Genomic DNA, 18,098 nt, shown 5'->3' with positions numbered 1-18,098 from the left:
TTTATCGGCAACCGGTTACGGAGCGAACCAGCTTTATAAAAATACGGTAACCGATGAAGACGGAAACAAAACGGTTGAATTTAAAAACGGCCGGGGTCAGACAATCCTCCTGAGAAAGATGCTGGATGGGACTGCCAGTGCTGATACTTATTACGTCTACAATGATTACAACCAGCTGGCCTATGTCATCCCGCCTCTGGCAGTAGCCGCAAATGCAGTGGATGAAACCACCCTGAACAATCTCTGCTACCGATATAAATATGACACCAGGAACCGTCTGGTCGAAAAGAAGATCCCCGGGAAAGGATGGGAATACATGGTGTATGATAAACAGGACAGGCTGGTGGCCACCAGGGATGCCAACCTTGAAGCGAAAGGACAGTGGCTGTTTACCAAATATGATCAGTTTGGACGGGTCGCATTTACAGGGATCAGTACCGGGGGAGCGAGAACCACAGAACAGGCAGAGGTGGAACTCAATGGCGGCAATAATATGCTGCGGAGTGAAAGTGTGGGATTCAGCCATGAAGGAATGGATGTCTATTATACCGGAAGAGCCTACCCCGCAGATAATAAATACCTAAAGCTTCTGAGTATCAGTTATTATGACACCTATGCTCCCTACAGTTTTAATCCTGCTTTCCCTGCGACCGTATTCGGAATTCCCGTCATTACTGACAACAGTACCGGAAATACCGTCAGCACCAAAAGCCTGCCTGTGATGAGTTTTGTGAAAAACATTGAGGATGACAACTGGACGAAGAATTATTCCTGGTATGATGAAAGAGGAAGAGCACTGGCGAGCCACTCCATCAATCATCTGGGAGGCTATACCAAAACGGAATCGCAGCTTGATTTCTCGGGAACCCCGAAACAGGTGGTCACCCGTCACAAGAGATTAGCTGTTGACACGGAAAGGGTGATTACCGAGAACTTCACCTATGACCATCAGAACAGGTTGTTGGTGCATACGCATCAGGTAGACAATAACCCTGTAGAATATCTGGCTCAGAATGAATACAATCCCCTTTCACAGTTGAAAACAAAGAAAGTTGGCGGGATAAGTTCATCTACTCCTCTTCAGACCGTGGATTATCAGTATAACATTCGTGGTTGGATGACGAAGATCAATGATCCGGTGAACCTGAACGGGAAACTCTTCGGGTATGAAATGCGATATACAAATCCTGTAAATCCCAGTAATGCCACAGCAAGGTTTAACGGGAATATTGCAGAGATCGACTGGAATAATGCTTCGGAGAATCTCTTGAAAAGATATAATTATCAGTATGACAATCTCAACAGGTTAAACAATGCTTTCTATAAAGAACCTACGACAGGAAACAGCAGTTATTTTGACGAATACCTGACCTATGACCTGAATGGAAATATCGCCTCCCTCAAGAGAACAGCAACGCCTCCTGTAGCAGGAACAACCGGGGTCATGGTCGATAACCTGGATTATGTATATTCAGGAAACCGCCTGACACAGGTGATTGAAAATCAATCCAACAGTACCGGATATGAAGGAGGAAATAACACCATCGATTATGACCTGAATGGGAGCATGGTGAATATGAAGGATAAAGGTATTCAGAGTATTGGCTACAACCATCTGAGCCTGCCTGATTATTTTTCAATCACGCAGAATAACCCAATGGGAGTATCAGGCAGCTTTGGTTTAAATTATCTGTATCGTGCTGATGGAGTAAAAGTCCGCAAGACCTACAGCACGGGAGGAGGAAAAGGTCAGTCCAAATCTTATAAATATACAGACTACCTAGATGGTTTTCAGTACAGCTACAGTGAGACAGTTGCTCCCTGTCCCTGGTGCAGAACCAGTGTAGCCTACGAAGAACAGGCCTTTAAAGAACCGGCTATTATTCCCGGTACAATTCCTATGGCCTGGAGTCTGGATTTTGTTCCTACTTCAGAAGGATTTTTCAGTTTTACAGAAAATCGCTACATTTACCAATACAGGGATCATCTTGGAAATGCGAGGGTCAGTTATGCTAAAAACAGTCAAGGCGCAATTGAAGTGACGGATGTTAACAATTACTATGCATTTGGGTTAAATCATATTGGAGCTAATAAAGCTCTTTTGGGAGGATATCAAAATTATAAGTACAATGGCAAGGAGTTGCAGGAGACTGGGATGTATGATTATGGAGCGAGATTTTATATGCCGGATATCGGGAGATGGGGAGTTGTTGACCCATTAGTGGAGAAAATGAGAAGACATAGTCCTTATAATTATGGTTTTAATAATCCTCTCAGATTTATTGACCCTGATGGGCGTGGTCCAAAAGATATTATTATTTTAACTACCAATGGCTCTTTCAAAGCTTCAAAAGATATATTATATAAAACAGAAATGGGAAAAGCAATGTGGGATAAATATGGAACCAGTAAAACGGATGACATATATATTAACTCTAAAAACTTTGGCACTAGTTCAGCAGTAGCGGAAACACTTACTGATATCAAATCTTTGGGACTTGCAAAAAATGGGAAAGTATCAATCCCTGAGGGGTACTCAAATTCTTCGGAATTTAACAATCTTGACATATCTCAATCGGGTGATAAAAATGTACACTTGATTTCCTTGAATGAAAATTTTTTCAAAGAGAAGAGCAGTGATTCAAGGAATAGTGCAATAGTTGAAGATGGTTTGGGTAATGAAATTAAAATTGGATATAATAATTATGATTTAGCAGAAGCTGTTTATCACGAAATGGATTCCCATATAGAAAATACAACTGGAGATGCAGATAAGGATCATAAAATATATGGATCAGAGGATTTTAAATTGATATCTACTAGAGAGGCTGGCTCTAATTCAGAAAAAATAGTTAATCAACTTGTCCAAGTAAGGGAAGAAGAAAAGAAAAATAAATAATGGAAAAAATTATAAAGAAAATACTTATACAAACATTAATATTATGTTTTGTAGGAAATATAAAAGCACAAATATTGGAAGTATACAGACCAATAATAGTGACTTATAAATCAGGAATTCTTAATAACGAAAAAATCGATTTAGGCATATTTGATTATTTTAAGCAGGATACTTCAAAAATGAAGAATGAATATTTAAAATATGATTCTGACAAAGGGGTTTTGTATAAATATGATGTAGCAAATAAAGTTTTCCAAACGGTTTTATGTTTGAATAATCCAAACTATAAATCGAAAGAGGAAATAAAATTAGGAATGTTCGACGGATTTGTTTTAACAAGAGAAAACTCTAATAGTTTTAAAGCAGGCTCGCCTTATGGAGACGGAAGATATCCTTCGCACCACAAAATAATTAAATCTATAGATATACTTCAAAAAACGAAAAAACGATTAATAATAAGAGTTAATTATCAAGATGAATTTGAATGGAAATACTTTGGAATATTAATTCTTACGGATTATAGATATGAAAATTTGGAAGATGAAGAATAGCTAGAGGAATTTAAATTCATTTTTTAGTCAGGGTTCTTACAAGTACTATAAGTACAATGGCAAGGAGTTGCAGGAGACTGGATGTATGATTATGGTTGGCGTCAATACATGCCGGACATTGGAAGATGGGGAGTCCCGGATCCTATGGCAGAACAAATGACAAGATGGTCACCCTATAATTACGCTTTTGATAATCCAATAAAATATATAGATATAATGGTCTCCGCTCGCGGAAATTTCGAGAAAATGGTCTACTTACACGTATGCATATAATAACCCTATAATGTTTATTGATCCGGATGGTAGAAATGCAGATATATGGGAATTGAATTCTGAAAACGGAAGTCTTACTAAAGTTGAAGAAAATGACAGACCTGACGAATTATATGTTGTAGATAATAATGGAAAGAGATGAACAAATAGAAGAGAGAATTACTTCATCTGGCTCTGTAACTTACACACCTAGAGTAAATGGCAAACGTAGTGAAGCAATAAAAGAAGTTCCTTTTGAAATTTTTTCTTTTGAAAATCAAAGTAATGCAAAATCATTTTTTGAGTTTTTAGAGAAAAATTCAAATGCTGGAAATGAATTTGACCTATTACAATATACTCAGAATAATCAAAACAAAGGGATAGTAGGAAGAACTTTGCAATTTGGTTACTTACCAAGATTTGATAAAGATGGATTTTTTGGAGCATTCATTCCCACACTTACTTTAGATTATTATAAAAAGATGCTTTTGAAAACTTCGGGTATTGAATTAATGAAATCAGTATTTACCCATTCTCATCCAGAAGATGGTACAAATCCAACACCGTCAGATACAGATAAAACAACAGTAGATAATTCTTATATACCAATACCAATATTTAAAGTTTATAGTGGACGAGTGTATAAAACATTTAAACCCGAAAAATAACTATATGAAAAATTTATTTTTTTTATTTCTTTTAGGACCTTTTTTATTCTCTCAAAATTTTCAAACTAAGGATTCTCTTAAAATTCTTGCTGAGAGTAACTTTAAATCGATGGAAGTTTTTGAGGTTAAAGCCGAAAAATTAATTCCTTTACGAAATTATACATATAACAGAAATAAAAATGAAATTAGTATAAAAAATTCATCTGATAAAAATATAGAATGGCTAAGAACTATTATTAGATTTGATAATAATTATAATATCACGGAAGTAGAAAAAATAACAGAAGGAATGATAATTTCTGATAAAGACAATTCACTTGTAAAAAAACAAATTTCAGTGATAACAAAATATTCTTACAATAATAATACTGTTCAAATAAACCAGTATAATGATAAAGGTAATCTATCATTCAAACTATTTAAACTATTTGATGACAAAAATCGTATAATCGAACAAATAAAATTATTTAATATTCCTGATGATATAATTGTTTCTGAAATAGAAAGGTACAATTGGATTAATAATAATTCATATAATTATGAAAAACTAACATTTCATGCTCCTAAGTCAAGATTAACAGGGATATATAAACTAAATGAGTATGGAGACAGGGAGTCTTTCACAGGAAGTATTTATTTAAATAGTAATCAAGAAGACGCAAGTTTTGATTTTGATAAAAAAATTAAAAAATTTGATTCAAAAGGAAATTTAATCCAAGTATATAAAATTAGCAACAAAGTTCAAACTCTTATTGAGGAAAGGAAAATTATTTACTAATCTCTAAATATCCCTTGCTATCGAACGATTGCATCGTTTGGCAGATAATAACAAAACTCCCTCGCTGCGCAAAGTCTGTGACTTTGAGCTGATAAATAAAAGCCTCGCATTTTGCGGGGTTTTTTATTATATAATGCAATGGTACTTTCTACGAGAAGCTTTTTAGCTTTATAATCTTTGATGGGTAAGATCTATAAATCTTGTTACCAAAGCTTTATCTTCATTCATATCCTGAATTACTTCAAATTTTTTCAGAAATTATATGTCTTTAATAGATTCTGTTTCATCGTTGAGCGAAGTATCGATTAAAACTTCTAAAGCATTACCGTAGATTATCAGTATAATATCCGGGGTTGGATGACGAAGATCAATGATCCTGTAAATCTTGGAACAGATTTTTTCGGATACAAAATGAAATACACAGATCCTGAATACAACGCTGTCGGATCTGGAAGATATAATGGGAATATTGCAGAAATTGACTGGAATATGTCTACCGTCAACAGCCGGAAAAGATATACCTACGCATACGACGGGTTAAACAGATTATCAGATGCGGTCTATACAGAACCTGATCAGACAGATCCAAATACCTTTTATTATAATGAGAATCTGACCTATGATAAAAATGGCAATATAAAAACGCTCAAAAGATTTGCCTATCCGGAAGTGGGAAGTACAATAGCATTAAAGGTAGATGACCTGGACTATCAATATGAGGGTAACCGTCTCACTCAGGTTATCGAGACATCTTTAAATATCGGATATGAAGGGGGTAACGGGATAATGGATTATGACAATAATGGAAATATGACCGCTATGCCTGATAAAGGTCTTTTTAATATGCGTTACAATCATTTGAACCTTCCCTCAAAAATGTCGATTTTTCAGCCCTACAATCCTGCTTTTGGAAGCTATAACTTGGATTATTTGTATAGGGCAGACGGTGTAAAGCTCAGAAAAAAATTTACATCAGTTCCCGAGCGTTCAGGAAATGTCACTACAAAAATCACCGATTATCTTGATGGATTTCATTATAACCAGACTCAGGTTACAACTCCATGCATGTTTTGTCCGGCTGAATTTGCTTACGAAGAGCGTGCCTACCGGAAGGTTGCTCCACAGCCTATAGGATTGGAATCTGCTTTCGTACTTGATTTTGTGGGTACTTCAGAAGGATTTTTCAGTTTCAAAGAAAATCGTTACATTTACCAATACAGGGATCACCTTGGAAATGCAAGGGTGAGTTATGCTAAAAAAACAGACGGCACTGTAGAAATTACAGATACGAATGATTATTATGCTTTTGGACTTAATCACATAGGTGGTGTTAATAAAGGTTATCTGGGAAGCTATTACAATTATAAGTACAATGGCAAGGAAATTCAGGAGACCGGAATGTATGATTATGGAGCGAGGTTTTATATGCCGGATATTGGAAGATGGGGCGTGGTGGATCCGCTGGCGGAAACTTCTCGTCGTTGGTCAACTTATAACTATGCTTTTAATAATCCTTTGAGATTTATTGATCCGGATGGTAGGGAAGCAAAAGATGTATACAAAATGGATAAAAGTGGCAATCTTACATGGATGGCTGAATCTAAAACTGATGTAATTTATACTGAAAAGAATTTTGATAGTAGTGGTAATCTAAAGACTGAGAATGACGGTGGATTTGAAGTTGGAGGGAAAGGCTTTATAAAAGAGAACACTCATCAATATTCAACAATAGGAGATACATATTTGGACTTTAAAGGAGATGAAGCAAAAGGTATGGATTATTTTAATCAAGTAGGCGATTGGATGAAATCAGGAGACGTAAATGTGGAATTTGGGATTCAAACAGCTAAAGTAGGTGGTAAAGATAATACTGTTGTATATACATCTAATGAGGAAGCGTCTACAAGTCCCGTTTATGATGGAGGCAATGTTAAATTACAAGGGCATTTGCATCCTGGAACATGGAATCCCGAACAAATTTCAGGCCCTTTAAATCCTAGCGGATTTCGGATGTCGAAATTTCCATTAAAAGAGAATGGCTATACCTTTAAGGCAACAAGTAAAAAAAATAGTGGAGATAGAGTGTCTGCAGAAACTATGCCTAATGCTGTGAATTTCATTTATGTTCCGGCACACAATACTACCATTATATATAATAGCTCTCAAATCATTAAAGCTTATGAAGGAAAATTTAAAAAAGATTAAAATAGTTCTCTTAGTATGTGTTTTTTTATTGAATTTTGGATGTTCTGCTCAGACTCACGAAAAGAAGGAATTTTATAATTACATAGAAAAAATAATTTCTGAAAAAGAGTTTGCCTATTTTGAAATTAGCTTAATTAAAAAATGTAACAATCAATACCTGTTCGGTTTTGCAAAAATGAATTACAATGATAATCTCTCTAACAGAATTAAGACTTATCATTATAAAGGTTCTTTAATAATCTATGACTTAGGTGAAGAAAAAGATAAGCAAATTATTAATTTTTTTGATTCTTTTTTTGAAAAAACAAATCAAGATATCTCTAATCTAAAGAGAGGTAGGCAATCAACAATTGATGAAAGAGTACTCTACTTCATAGATGAAAAATTCATTCCAGATTTTAATAAAGCTCATATTTTCATGGAGAGTGATTGTAATAAAAGCGAATAGAGTATTTCCGCTTCTCCGCTCCCGCACGATTTTATCGTGTGGCAGATAACAAAATTACCTCGCTTTTGCGAGGTTGTTTTGTTATAATGCAGCTACATTTTTATTAAAAAAGTCTTTAATTTTTTTGGTAGTAAGCATTTTATCGATAATTTTAAAGACGGTACTTTTATCTTCTTCGTCGAGCTGTTGGATGAGTTCCATTTGTTCGAGAGTCGATTTATCTTCAATTATAATCTCTTTAGGAATTATTTTTATTGTAATTTATAATCTGATCTGTGGTAAGATTAAAAAGTTTAGCCATTTTACTAAGTTCTGAAACAGTAAGTTCTCTTAATCCTTTTTCAATTTTGGAGTAAGTAGATTTATATACGCCAATGTGCAAAGCAGCTACCCTCGCTGCGCAAAGTCTCTTCGGCTGAATTTGCTTACGAAGAGCGTTCCTACCAGAAGGTGGCTCCACAGCCTATAGGATTGGAATCTGCTTTCGTACTTGATTTTGTGGGTACTTCAGAAGGATTTTTCAGTTTTAAAGAAAATCGCTACATTTACCAATATAGAGACCATCTTGGAAATGCAAGGGTCAGTTATGCTAAAAAAACAGACGGCACTGTAGAAATTACAGATACGAATGATTATTACGCTTTCGGACTTAATCACATAGGGGGTGTTAATAAAGGTTATCTGGGAAGCTATTACAATTATAAGTACAACGGAAAAGAAATTCAGGAGACTGGCATGTATGATTACGGAGCGAGATTCTATATGCCGGATATCGGAAGATGGGGTGTGGTAGATCCGTTGGCGGAACAATAAAGAAGACATTCTACATACAATTACGCTGTAAATAACCCTATATTATTTATAGATCCTGATGGCCGTGGAGTAGAAAGTACTCACACGGATAAATTTGGAAATGTTGTTATGGTTGCTAATGATGGAGATAATGGAGTTTATAAACACTCTGGAGATACAGAAGAAACATTTGCGGAATTAGGTAAAACCTATAATTCTGAAAGCAATACATCTGCTGGAGGAGAAAAAATGGGAGAAACTGAACATTGGGACGAGTTTGTTGACCCCGATACAAATATGGCATCAGGAAAAATACATTTTGGGGCGGAACAAAGCTGGGATCCTTTGATAAAAGACGCTAATGAATATTCTAAAGAAGTAGGATTAGTGCAAACAATGGAAGATTCCGAACTAAATCAACCACTTGACATTAAGAATAATAAAGATTGGGCTCCAGAAGGCCCTATGACTGGCAGACTGTTAAATGGTAAATACGCAACAGGTAGATCTGCAGGTAACCATTTAGCCAGGCTAAATGGAGTTACATCAAAGATAGCAGGAGTAAGAATTGGTGGAGATGCTTATATGAAATTAGAAGGAGCTTATCAACAAGGAGTACTAAACATACCTAATATTGCGAGAGTTTTAATATATGGAGCCACCTTTGGACCAGCACCGTATTATGGTGAAGAGCCATATTCTGGAAGACGAATTTTAGAAGGCATAAAAGCAGGTGAAAAAGCTAATAATAAATAATATTATGAAGAGTTACAATTATCTAATACCATTGTTTTTACTTATTTTAATTTCTTGTAGTAGTGAGCTTGGAAGTCAACAATTAAATCAAAGTGAAATAGTTTCTAGTAAGGGAGAACGTATATATATATCAACTATTAATTTAGGCGTTACTGGAGATAAGCAGTTTACAATGATAACAAATAAAAAAATACTTGATGTAAAAGATTTTGATAAAAGTAATAGTTTAAAAGGCTTAGATCCCTTTATATATAGTTTTTCAAATGATACACTAAATTTATATTTTAGAAATTCAGTTAAGTATAAAATTCCATTTGATACTAAATCACTGAAAATAGATTATTTTGAATTGGATAATGCTGATTATATAGAATTGTATAAAAAAACTTTTGATAACAAGCTGTATCATTCTGTACCCAATCATAAAAAATCAAGTGGTTATCCCAATATGCCAAAACCACCCGCTGCGCAAAGTTTATAACTTTGCACAAATAAAGAAAAACCCATGGCAATTGCGATGGGTTTTTGTGCTATATAGCAGCTACATTTTCATTAAAGAAGACCGCTATGCCTGACAAAGGTCTTTTTAATATGCTTTACAATCATTTGAACCTTCCCTCAAAAATGTCAATTTTTCAGCCCTACAATCCTGCTTTTGGAAGTTATGATATGAATTATCTCTACAGGGGCAGACGGTGTAAAGCTCAGAAAAAAGTTTACCTCAATTCCGGAGCGTTGAGGAAATGTCACTACAAAAATCACTGATTATCTTGATGGGTTTCATTATAACCAGACTCAGGTTACAACTCCATGCATGTTTTGTCCGGTTGAATTTGCCTACGAAGAGCATGCCTACCGGAAGGTGGCTCCACAGCCAATAGGATTTGAATCTGCTTTCGTACTTGATTTTGTGGGTACTTCAGAAGGATTTTTCAGTTTTAAAGAAAATCGTTACATTTACCAATATAGAGACCATCTTGGAAATGCAAGGGTCAGTTATGCTAAAAAAAACAGACGGCACTGTAGAAATTACAGATACGAATGATTATTATGCATTCGGACTTAATCACATAGGGGGTATTAATAAAGGTTATCTGGGAAGCTATTACAATTATAAGTACAATGGCAAAGAAATTCAGGAGACTGGAATGTATGATTATGGAGCGAGGTTTTATATGCCTGATATTGGTAGATGGGGCGTTGTAGATCCGTTGGCGGAAACTTCACGCAGGTGGTCACCTTATAATTATGCTTACAATAATCCGATTAGGTTTATCGATCCTGATGGAATGCAAGCTGAAGATAAAATCAAAATTTTCAATAGCGGTAAAATCGAACGTACTGCTGATAATAATACATACGATACCATTACTAACGAGGATGAATCTAAATCTATACAAGTTGCTCGTACTAATGTAACAGAAAAAAATCCAACAGGTGATTCACAAATAGGGGAAGCTAAGACAGAGAAATACAAAACCCCAGGACATGATGATATATCTGGAGGTACAGAATTTACTTACATGCAAATTGATAATTATAATGTTGCTACTACGGTTTTTGAATTTACAGCAAATAATACTCAAGTTGAATTTGGTCAAGATACGTTTAATTTTCCCACGCTGCGCAAAGTTTGCAACTTTGAGAAAGTAAATAAATCCATCGCAATAGCGATGGATTTTATTGTAACAAAAAATTATATAATTTGGGCTGCAAAAACGCAAAAGCATATATTACAGAGGAACTTAAAAATATGATTACTACAATTTTAATCGTATTTAAAGAATATATTCATTTTGTGAAAAAATTGTTGTGAAATTTCAATAAATTGTACTTTTAGGGTATGAAAAGTCATAAAATGTTAGAAAATTAAACTTACTCTGATAGCTCAATTGGCTATACGTTGGGTGATGCAGGAAGAATGGGAGCTAATTTCATACCTGTTGTAGGAAGCGGGCTTGCTTGCTATTTATGAAGTTGCAAGAGACGGAAATTGGGTGCAGTTTGGGATTGGAGTAAGAGGAATGGTCTTGGATGTAGCCACGCTTGGTATTGGCTCAATTATAAAAGGTGGAATAAAAGCCATTGGTACAGAGTTGGCAGAAGAAGGTCTTGAAAAAGCAGCGAAAGAAGGAGCTGAAGTATTAGTTAAAAATGTGGACCCATCTACCTTAATTAGAACGGTCATATAAAATCAATGGGCATCAAAGTGTAAATGCGGCAATAATATTGGGCCAAGAAATTCCTGTAAATAAGTTAGCTGATCCAAAGTGGTAATTCAAATATATTTGAATTACAAATAGCAGCAGATAAAGCTATGTAAAGCTCCTTCAAGGTTGATCGTAGAATGCTACAAAAACTGTTAAAAATAATGGATGAACTGGAAAATACATACATCATATTCATTGACAAATTCAGAGCTGTAATTAAGTTTATCGAATTGGAATTTGGAAATGGAGATATACTCGTAAAAAAAAATTCAGGATCAATAAAAAGTAGCAATCTAAATATAAATAACAGTGAAATAAAAGGATATTACTTTCATGGGTTCGGTTGCAATTTTATATTTAAGACTGACAATGTTGATGTTGAATTTCACGAAAATAAAGCAGGTTTTACTGAATGGAGTTTATTTTTATTCTGTAAAGGGAAAAAAGATGCAATTAAAGAAGATGAAATAAAGAAATTTTTATTAAAAAAAGTTGCAGAAAAGGAGCTTTTTGTTAAAGGAGGGATTTGTTTTTTAGAGAATTAGAATATGATACAGAAGTAAAATTCTACATATAATTAATTTTTTGTCCCGTCCTAAAAATCGGATACAGATTATAGGTCAAAAATAAATAATTTAAACCCCGTTGTGTAAAAATTTCCCGCTGCGCAAAGTTTGCAACTTTGAGAAAGTAAATAAACCCATTGCAATAACGATGGGTTTATTATTGTAACAAAAAAAATAGTATATCAAAAAAAAATTATAATACTTTGAAAATCAATAAGATAATATGGTTTTTACTTGTGTGAATTACTGATGTTCCAACAGCAATAAATATAAAAGTTGATTAAGATATGATAAAAGTTATTTTAGAAAGTTGGCGCGAAGGTTTAGAAAAAGTATCGTTTACTAAACTACAAATGGAAATGCTTAGAAAATCTTTAAAAGAATCGAAAACGAATGTTGATTTTCTTTTAAATGATGAAAAAGTAATTATTGAAATTGATAATTTGGACTTAGCCGAAAGGTTTTTACATGAAGCTGAAAAGCTTGGTGCAAATGGTAGATTATTTTAAAATAATACTGTTTGATAGTAGAGGCCCGCTGCGCATAGTTTGTAAATTTGAGAAAATAAATAATTTGGGCTGCAAAGATGCAAAAACACTCATTATAGCACAGTTTAAGGATATGATTACAACAATTTAATCGTATTTAAAGTATATATTCATTTTGTGAAAAAGTTTGTGAAATTTCAATAAATTGTACTTTTAGGGTATGAAAAGTCGCAAAATGTTAGGAAATTTAGATTAGACTTATTACAATAGCTCAATTGGCTTCACGTTGGGTGATGTAAAAAGAATGGGAGCTATTTCATATCTATTTATTAAGTGGGCTTTATATTTATGAAGTTGCAAGAGACGGAAATTGGGTGCAGTTTGGTTTAGAGTATGAGGAATGGTGTTGGATGTAGCCACGCTTGGTCTGGCTCTCTGATATAATCATAGATGCCTATCCGGGTGGTACTGTTTTGCAAAAAAATATGCAGAAATTCAATTCAGCTATGAAAATTGAGTCAATACGTTATTAAAAAAATTATATATGAAAGAATTAATTCTAAGCGTAGAAGTTATATTTTCTAAAAATGCAAATAAATATTTTAACTTTCCAATTACCAATACGGTTAGAATGTCATTTTGGTTAACTGATGGTGACACTAGTACTTTTTCTGAATTCAAAACCTTAAATTCTGTTGAAATTGGAAGCTTAAATTTTGCTGAAATAAAAATAGTAGAACGGGATTTTTTATTAAATAAAGTAAACATTGGTACAAAATTTAAAATAGGTGTTTTCCCTAATGCAATTGCTTCAGGGAAAATTATTGATATAAAAAAAGTGCATTAATCATAATATTCCTCCGCTGCGCAGAGTTTACAACTTTGAGAAAATAAATAATTTGGGCTGCAAAAACGCAAAAACACATATTACGTCGCAGCTTAAGGATATGATTACAAAAATTTTAATCATGGTTAAAGACGGTGATTTCAACGGTTTTCAAAACATAACCTACAAAAAATGATCAGGATTTCTTCCGACCATAATTACTTAATTACGGTTTTTTTATTATCTGCGAAAATGTTTTACTGCAGATGTAATCTTCCCTAAAAACAATACGTTCAAATTGTTTTATTCGAACAGCAAGTCTACAGGTGAATTTAGAAAAAAACTTTTCATAACACCTTGAAGAATATAAAAATCCCTCAGGAATTAATAAAATTGATTCTTATAAAGCGAGCTTCATCAGCGGCTTTACCGCTGTTATTTACTCCTTAAATTTTTTGCAATTTGTATGATAAAACTTTGCGTTTTAAAAATAAATTACGCAATTTCCTTAAGAACTAAATCGGGATTCTCTCGGTTTAGATTCCTTCGGAAAGACAAACTGTGCGCTGAGAGTTCTATAGATATTGAAAGTAAATTACAGATTTTCATTCAATAATTCCGACAGCCTCTTTGTCATTGATTTCATCGAATCTTCGATTTCCGGAGGAATCTTAACAGCGAATTTTACAATGAAGTTTATATTTCTTCAGAAATCAATAATAAAATGAAGACAGTGACGAACTGTGCGTAAAAAACCTTGATATTTAAATAGATTCTGTTTTTTTTCAACGCAAAGTTTTAATTAAATAATGAATAGTAAAGTAGAATAGAACGGAATCAATGAAATTGATTCTTATGATTTTGCAGAAGAAACAAAAAAGTTGTTAATTTTTTTAAAGGGCTCAATAGAGAAGAGTAGAATCAATCGCAATTTAATTGAGAATTATGCCATATTAGAAAAATGTTATTACTGAGAAAGAACGAATATTCTGATCTAATCCAAGATTGGAGAAATGATTTTTTTTATGGCAGAACGAATAATTTGTACGTAAATTTAAGCAGAAGGACAATTTAGTCGTGTAATTAAAAATCCTTTAAAATAAAAAAATATGACCGAATTAGAATTAAAAGATATCCTTGAATTATGCAATAAAGCAACGAAATCTCCATGGACTTCTTATGTTGAAGGGCGAGATTTTGATTCCGGTTCAAGTTTTATAATGACTGGAAGTGAAAATGATAGAGATTACGATATTGAATTTGTGCAAATTAAAACTGAAGATTTAGACTTTATAGCTATGGCAAGAAATGTAATTCCTTTGTTAATCAACGAAATAATTCGGCTAAGACCGGAAAAAATCTAATTTACTACAGTTAAAGTAATATTTAAAAGCTATGGAAATGAAAGGTTTCGGTAGAGAGCTAGTTCTTTCTTTGAACAAGGTTGTTGATATTTTCGGAATTGATGGCTTAGATATTTAGACAACAAACAAGCAGATATTATCTTGAAAGTCATCCAAAAAGTCATAGAAGAATAGGCTAATAACAAATTATTATGACATGTTATGATGATGTTTACTATAGGTCTCCTCGTTACGCATAGTTTGCAAATTTGAGAAAATAAATAATTTGGGCCGCAAAGCTGCAAAAACATGCATTAAGGCACAGTTTTACTACAATTTTAATCGTATTTAAAGAATATATTCATTTTGTGAAAAAAGTGTTATGAAATTTCAATAAATTGTACTTTTAGGGTATGAAAAGTCGTAAAATTTTAGAAGATTAAACTTACTCTGATAGCTCAATTGGTTTTACGTTGGGTGATGCAGGAAGAATGGGAGCTAATTTCATATCTATTGTAGGAAGCGGGCTTGATATTTATGAAGGTGCAAGAGACGGAAATTGTGTGAGTTTTTGAAATCGGACTTACTAAAGACGGTATAATTAGCCATAGATTTTTCAGACCTGTTAAATAGCCAAACAATGAAATACTTAGTTATAGATGCTGCATTAAGTGGTACAGGAATTAGAGATAAGTACGAAGGTGGCTATATAGACCCTGAATACTTAGGTTTAAGTTTGTCAGCCAAGCAAAGATTAGAGCAGTGGTTGTCAAAATATGAAAACGAGCATTACAATGGTTTTACTAATGATAACATTATTAATGAGCTTGACCAAGAAGGAAAAGAAATAGCTTTAATAATTAAAAATGAATTGTCTGAAGTGAAAATAGAATACTTCTCTGATGCACGATTGACAGAAGAAATGATTTAAACAACAAAGCCACAGATTAGGTGGCTTTTGTTATTTTATAATGTAGATGCATTTTTAGCGAAGAAATCTTTAAATTTTTTATTGGACCGCTGCGCAAAGTTTGCAACTTTGAGAAAGTAAATAAACCCATCGCAATAGCGATGGATTTATTATTGTAAAAAAAAATAGTACATGGCAAAAAACATACAATCATTTGATAATCAACAAAATAAGGTGTTTTTTTACTTGTGTAAATGACTGATATTTATTAACTTAGAGGATGTTTCCTAAGCATTCAACTAAACACGCAAATACCGATGCGCAAGAAATTGAAGGCTTGGAAGCTGAATTATTGAATGACAGTGAAACAAGTGTGTCACCTGCAAGTTTTGATAATACACCAAGGATACGACGGAGCTGCACAAGTATATGCAAATGCCTGATATTTTGGTATAGCAGCAACACAAGGAATACAAAAGGTAGTGATGCAGGGTCAATCTAATCAGTAAAATAGCTCTAACAGCTTAAGTGGTTTCACGTTGGGTGATGCAGGAAGAATGGGAGCTAATTTCATATCTGTTGTAGGAAGTGGCTTGATATTTATGAAGGTGCAAGAGACGGAAATTGGGTGGGCCTGTGCTAAAATTGCAGAGGATTTTAAATAGTCATTTAAAGCAAATAAAATAGAATAAGTAATGCAAAAAATAATAAGAAGAGGTAAGTATAGATATGATGGTGATCATTTTGAAAAAATTATAATTGTTGAGCAAGATTGGGATGAATTTTATGAAGAAGGTTACAGTGACTTTTTACCTAATCTTAACGACAAAGGGCTTGTATACTTTATACATTTTAGTGATTTTTGGCTTAATGAATATGGCAATATTTCTTCAAGAAGCATATCTATTCCCTTTTTATCTGAAATAGAGGCAGTAGAATATGCAATGCTAAATGTTACTGATTTAAGTTGGGAGTAGATAAACAAGGATAAAAAACTCACCGCTGCGCAAAATTTACAACTTTGAGAAAGTAAATAACCCTATTGCAATAGCGATGGGTTTATTAATGTAACAAAAAAAATAGTACATGACAAAAAACTGTAACGGCTCTGCCGCTGTTCTTTGCTCCTCAAATTTTGCAATTTGCATTAAAAAAATTCTGCAATTTTCTTGAGAACTAAATCGGAATGCTCTTGGCTTAGATTCCTTCGGAAATGACAAACTGTGCGCTGAGAGTTGAGTCTTTTTTATGAGTGTTGAAATAGTAATTCATTCAGTAATTCCAACAGGCTCTCTTTCATTCCGAAGTAATCGTGTTAGATGTACCCGCTGTGCAAAGTTTGCAACTTTAAGAAAGTAAATAACCCTATTGCAATAGCGATGGGTTTATTATTGTAAAAAAAAATTAGTACATGACAAAAACCTATAACTCTTTGAAAATCAGTAAAATAAGGTGGTTTTTTACTTATGTAAATGACTGATATTTAGTAACTTAGAGGATGTTTTCTAGGCATTCAACTAAGCATACAAATACCGATGCGCGAGAAATTGAAGGCTTATAAGCTGAATTATTGAATGAAAGTGAAACAGGTTTATCACCTGCAATATTACAGAAAATATTAAAATAATTTTATGATTAAAAAAAATATTTTAATTTCAATTTTCACCCGCAAAGGTGGTGAAGGGATTAATACAAAAATGATTACAGAAGATTTAAATTTATTAAATAAAGTTAATTCTAAAATTAAAGAAAACGAAAATCCACTTCTTATCTACTTTATCAATGATGAAAATTGGACTTTATTTACAGATATTAAAATACTTATTAATGAGAAAAGTCAATTAAAGGAATTGTTGTATAATCAACTTATGAATGTAAAGCCAGCTTTGTCTGCTGAAATAAAAAATGGTATAACTGAAACAAACGATTTCACAAAACTTTTATTGACTTTCAAAGATAAATCATCCATAATTATTTCTGTAGAAAAAGGTCTTCCCTTTAAAGGAATCTATCAAATGCTGCACTATGTATCATCAATGAGCGAATAAGTGATTATTTAAAAATAATGATAGTGAGAAAATTAGTAATACGTACAGAAATTATTTTTTAAATAATGTTGCTGAATATTTTAATTTTCAACTATCAACTATCAACTATCAATGGAAGTAGAATATCATTTTGACTAACTGATAGTAACAGTAGTACTTTTCTGAGTTTAAAACCTTAAATTCTGTTGAAATTGGAAGCTTAAATATTGCTGAAATAAAAATAGTAGAATGGGATTTTTCATTAATAAAGTAAAAATTTGGACAAAATTTAAAATAGGCGCTTTCCCTGATACAATTGATTCAGAAGAAATGATTGCTAAAAAAAGTGTAATAATCGTATTACTCTTTTAAACAATAA

The 18,098-nt window shown here is 33.2% G+C and carries 22 protein-coding genes and 1 pseudogene; 22 read left to right on the top strand and 1 reads right to left on the bottom strand.

Features of this window, described 5'->3' with window-relative positions:
* From AC2A07_RS19070 to AC2A07_RS19035, 8 genes and pseudogenes are all read left to right on the top strand, one after another.
* On the top strand, positions 1–2,899 hold a 2,899-nt coding region (locus AC2A07_RS19070; protein ID WP_484051699.1), incomplete at its 5' end, for an RHS repeat-associated core domain-containing protein.
* Positions 2,899–3,450, top strand: a complete 552-nt coding sequence (locus AC2A07_RS19065) for a hypothetical protein (protein WP_484051698.1) — start codon at positions 2,899–2,901, stop codon at positions 3,448–3,450. The genes AC2A07_RS19070 and AC2A07_RS19065, both read left to right, overlap by 1 nt.
* Positions 3,451–3,496: 46 nt before the next feature.
* A pseudogene (locus AC2A07_RS19060) lies at positions 3,497–3,663 on the top strand (RHS repeat-associated core domain-containing protein); the annotation flags it as partial.
* 70 nt (positions 3,664–3,733) lie between these two features.
* A complete protein-coding gene (locus AC2A07_RS19055) occupies positions 3,734–3,865 on the top strand; it encodes a hypothetical protein (RefSeq protein WP_484051697.1) in 132 nt (43 codons plus the stop codon).
* Entirely contained in the window at positions 3,852–4,370 is a 519-nt protein-coding gene (locus AC2A07_RS19050; RefSeq protein ID WP_484051696.1) for a hypothetical protein, read from the top strand. The genes AC2A07_RS19055 and AC2A07_RS19050 overlap by 14 nt, the downstream gene beginning before the upstream one ends.
* A 4-nt stretch (positions 4,371–4,374) precedes the next feature.
* The gene (locus tag AC2A07_RS19045; RefSeq protein WP_484051695.1) at positions 4,375–5,148 is read left to right on the top strand and encodes a hypothetical protein; all 774 of its coding nucleotides are present in this window, start codon (positions 4,375–4,377) and stop codon (positions 5,146–5,148) included.
* A gap of 357 nt (positions 5,149–5,505) precedes the next feature.
* On the top strand, positions 5,506–7,353 hold the full coding sequence (locus AC2A07_RS19040) for an RHS repeat-associated core domain-containing protein (protein ID WP_484051694.1): 1,848 nt from the start codon (positions 5,506–5,508) through the stop codon (positions 7,351–7,353).
* On the top strand, positions 7,328–7,801 hold the full coding sequence (locus AC2A07_RS19035; protein WP_484051693.1) for a hypothetical protein: 474 nt from the start codon (positions 7,328–7,330) through the stop codon (positions 7,799–7,801). Before AC2A07_RS19040 ends, AC2A07_RS19035 begins: the two co-directional genes overlap by 26 nt.
* 238 nt (positions 7,802–8,039) lie before the next feature.
* Here the strand turns inward: AC2A07_RS19035 and AC2A07_RS19030 are convergent, their stop codons facing one another.
* Positions 8,040–8,261, bottom strand: a complete 222-nt coding sequence (locus AC2A07_RS19030) for a helix-turn-helix domain-containing protein (RefSeq protein ID WP_484051692.1) — start codon at positions 8,259–8,261, stop codon at positions 8,040–8,042.
* Here AC2A07_RS19030 and AC2A07_RS19025 point away from each other — a divergent pair.
* The 14 genes from AC2A07_RS19025 (at position 8,252) to AC2A07_RS18960 (ending at position 17,740) form a co-directional block, all read left to right on the top strand.
* Positions 8,252–8,614 (top strand): RHS repeat-associated core domain-containing protein, encoded by a 363-nt coding sequence (locus tag AC2A07_RS19025; RefSeq protein ID WP_484051691.1) that lies wholly within the window; start codon positions 8,252–8,254, stop codon positions 8,612–8,614. The genes AC2A07_RS19030 and AC2A07_RS19025 overlap by 10 nt on opposite strands.
* A 108-nt stretch (positions 8,615–8,722) precedes the next feature.
* A complete protein-coding gene (locus tag AC2A07_RS19020) occupies positions 8,723–9,349 on the top strand; it encodes a hypothetical protein (protein ID WP_484051690.1) in 627 nt (208 codons plus the stop codon).
* Positions 9,350–9,353: 4 nt separating this feature from the next.
* Positions 9,354–9,830, top strand: coding sequence for a hypothetical protein (locus tag AC2A07_RS19015; protein WP_484051689.1), 477 nt, complete (start codon positions 9,354–9,356; stop codon positions 9,828–9,830).
* Between the two features lie 143 nt (positions 9,831–9,973).
* Complete coding sequence (locus AC2A07_RS19010) at positions 9,974–10,114, top strand: hypothetical protein (protein ID WP_484051688.1); 141 nt, start codon at positions 9,974–9,976, stop codon at positions 10,112–10,114.
* Positions 10,115–10,163: 49 nt separating this feature from the next.
* Entirely contained in the window at positions 10,164–10,394 is a 231-nt protein-coding gene (locus AC2A07_RS19005; RefSeq protein ID WP_484051687.1) for a hypothetical protein, read from the top strand.
* Complete coding sequence (locus AC2A07_RS19000) at positions 10,348–11,106, top strand: RHS repeat-associated core domain-containing protein (protein WP_484051686.1); 759 nt, start codon at positions 10,348–10,350, stop codon at positions 11,104–11,106. Before AC2A07_RS19005 ends, AC2A07_RS19000 begins: the two co-directional genes overlap by 47 nt.
* A 201-nt stretch (positions 11,107–11,307) precedes the next feature.
* Positions 11,308–11,541, top strand: coding sequence for a hypothetical protein (locus tag AC2A07_RS18995; protein ID WP_314499402.1), 234 nt, complete (start codon positions 11,308–11,310; stop codon positions 11,539–11,541).
* Between the two features lie 179 nt (positions 11,542–11,720).
* Positions 11,721–12,104, top strand: coding sequence for a DUF6896 domain-containing protein (locus AC2A07_RS18990; protein ID WP_484051685.1), 384 nt, complete (start codon positions 11,721–11,723; stop codon positions 12,102–12,104).
* 308 nt (positions 12,105–12,412) lie between these two features.
* Positions 12,413–12,634, top strand: coding sequence for a hypothetical protein (locus AC2A07_RS18985; protein ID WP_484051684.1), 222 nt, complete (start codon positions 12,413–12,415; stop codon positions 12,632–12,634).
* Positions 12,635–13,157: 523 nt separating this feature from the next.
* Entirely contained in the window at positions 13,158–13,460 is a 303-nt protein-coding gene (locus tag AC2A07_RS18980; RefSeq protein WP_484051683.1) for a hypothetical protein, read from the top strand.
* A 1,088-nt stretch (positions 13,461–14,548) separates the two neighbouring features.
* Positions 14,549–14,803 (top strand): hypothetical protein, encoded by a 255-nt coding sequence (locus tag AC2A07_RS18975; RefSeq protein ID WP_484051682.1) that lies wholly within the window; start codon positions 14,549–14,551, stop codon positions 14,801–14,803.
* A gap of 619 nt (positions 14,804–15,422) precedes the next feature.
* Entirely contained in the window at positions 15,423–15,713 is a 291-nt protein-coding gene (locus AC2A07_RS18970; protein WP_314499394.1) for a hypothetical protein, read from the top strand.
* A 674-nt stretch (positions 15,714–16,387) separates the two neighbouring features.
* Positions 16,388–16,669 (top strand): hypothetical protein, encoded by a 282-nt coding sequence (locus AC2A07_RS18965; RefSeq protein ID WP_484051681.1) that lies wholly within the window; start codon positions 16,388–16,390, stop codon positions 16,667–16,669.
* Positions 16,670–17,323: 654 nt separating this feature from the next.
* Positions 17,324–17,740, top strand: a complete 417-nt coding sequence (locus AC2A07_RS18960) for a hypothetical protein (protein ID WP_314499391.1) — start codon at positions 17,324–17,326, stop codon at positions 17,738–17,740.
* The last annotated feature ends 358 nt before the right edge of the window (positions 17,741–18,098 follow it).

Source organism: Chryseobacterium sp. HNCC26DJ238, from assembly GCF_057180465.1.
This window is presented reverse-complemented; position numbering and strand designations above follow the sequence as displayed.

Excerpts from the sequence above, each read along its gene's own strand:
- AC2A07_RS19065 (WP_484051698.1), top strand. The coding sequence starts at position 2,899 with ATGGAAAAAATTATAAAGAAAATACTTATACAAACATTAATATTATGT.
- AC2A07_RS19055 (WP_484051697.1), top strand. The coding sequence starts at position 3,734 with ATGTTTATTGATCCGGATGGTAGAAATGCAGATATATGGGAATTGAAT.
- AC2A07_RS19050 (WP_484051696.1), top strand. The coding sequence starts at position 3,852 with ATGGAAAGAGATGAACAAATAGAAGAGAGAATTACTTCATCTGGCTCT.
- AC2A07_RS19045 (WP_484051695.1), top strand. The coding sequence starts at position 4,375 with ATGAAAAATTTATTTTTTTTATTTCTTTTAGGACCTTTTTTATTCTCT.
- AC2A07_RS19040 (WP_484051694.1), top strand. The coding sequence starts at position 5,506 with ATGACGAAGATCAATGATCCTGTAAATCTTGGAACAGATTTTTTCGGA.
- AC2A07_RS19035 (WP_484051693.1), top strand. The coding sequence starts at position 7,328 with ATGAAGGAAAATTTAAAAAAGATTAAAATAGTTCTCTTAGTATGTGTT.
- AC2A07_RS19020 (WP_484051690.1), top strand. The coding sequence starts at position 8,723 with ATGGTTGCTAATGATGGAGATAATGGAGTTTATAAACACTCTGGAGAT.
- AC2A07_RS19015 (WP_484051689.1), top strand. The coding sequence starts at position 9,354 with ATGAAGAGTTACAATTATCTAATACCATTGTTTTTACTTATTTTAATT.
- AC2A07_RS19010 (WP_484051688.1), top strand. The coding sequence starts at position 9,974 with ATGTCAATTTTTCAGCCCTACAATCCTGCTTTTGGAAGTTATGATATG.
- AC2A07_RS19005 (WP_484051687.1), top strand. The coding sequence starts at position 10,164 with ATGTTTTGTCCGGTTGAATTTGCCTACGAAGAGCATGCCTACCGGAAG.
- AC2A07_RS19000 (WP_484051686.1), top strand. The coding sequence starts at position 10,348 with ATGCTAAAAAAAACAGACGGCACTGTAGAAATTACAGATACGAATGAT.
- AC2A07_RS18990 (WP_484051685.1), top strand. The coding sequence starts at position 11,721 with ATGGATGAACTGGAAAATACATACATCATATTCATTGACAAATTCAGA.
- AC2A07_RS18985 (WP_484051684.1), top strand. The coding sequence starts at position 12,413 with ATGATAAAAGTTATTTTAGAAAGTTGGCGCGAAGGTTTAGAAAAAGTA.
- AC2A07_RS18980 (WP_484051683.1), top strand. The coding sequence starts at position 13,158 with ATGAAAGAATTAATTCTAAGCGTAGAAGTTATATTTTCTAAAAATGCA.
- AC2A07_RS18975 (WP_484051682.1), top strand. The coding sequence starts at position 14,549 with ATGACCGAATTAGAATTAAAAGATATCCTTGAATTATGCAATAAAGCA.
- AC2A07_RS18970 (WP_314499394.1), top strand. The coding sequence starts at position 15,423 with ATGAAATACTTAGTTATAGATGCTGCATTAAGTGGTACAGGAATTAGA.
- AC2A07_RS18965 (WP_484051681.1), top strand. The coding sequence starts at position 16,388 with ATGCAAAAAATAATAAGAAGAGGTAAGTATAGATATGATGGTGATCAT.
- AC2A07_RS18960 (WP_314499391.1), top strand. The coding sequence starts at position 17,324 with ATGATTAAAAAAAATATTTTAATTTCAATTTTCACCCGCAAAGGTGGT.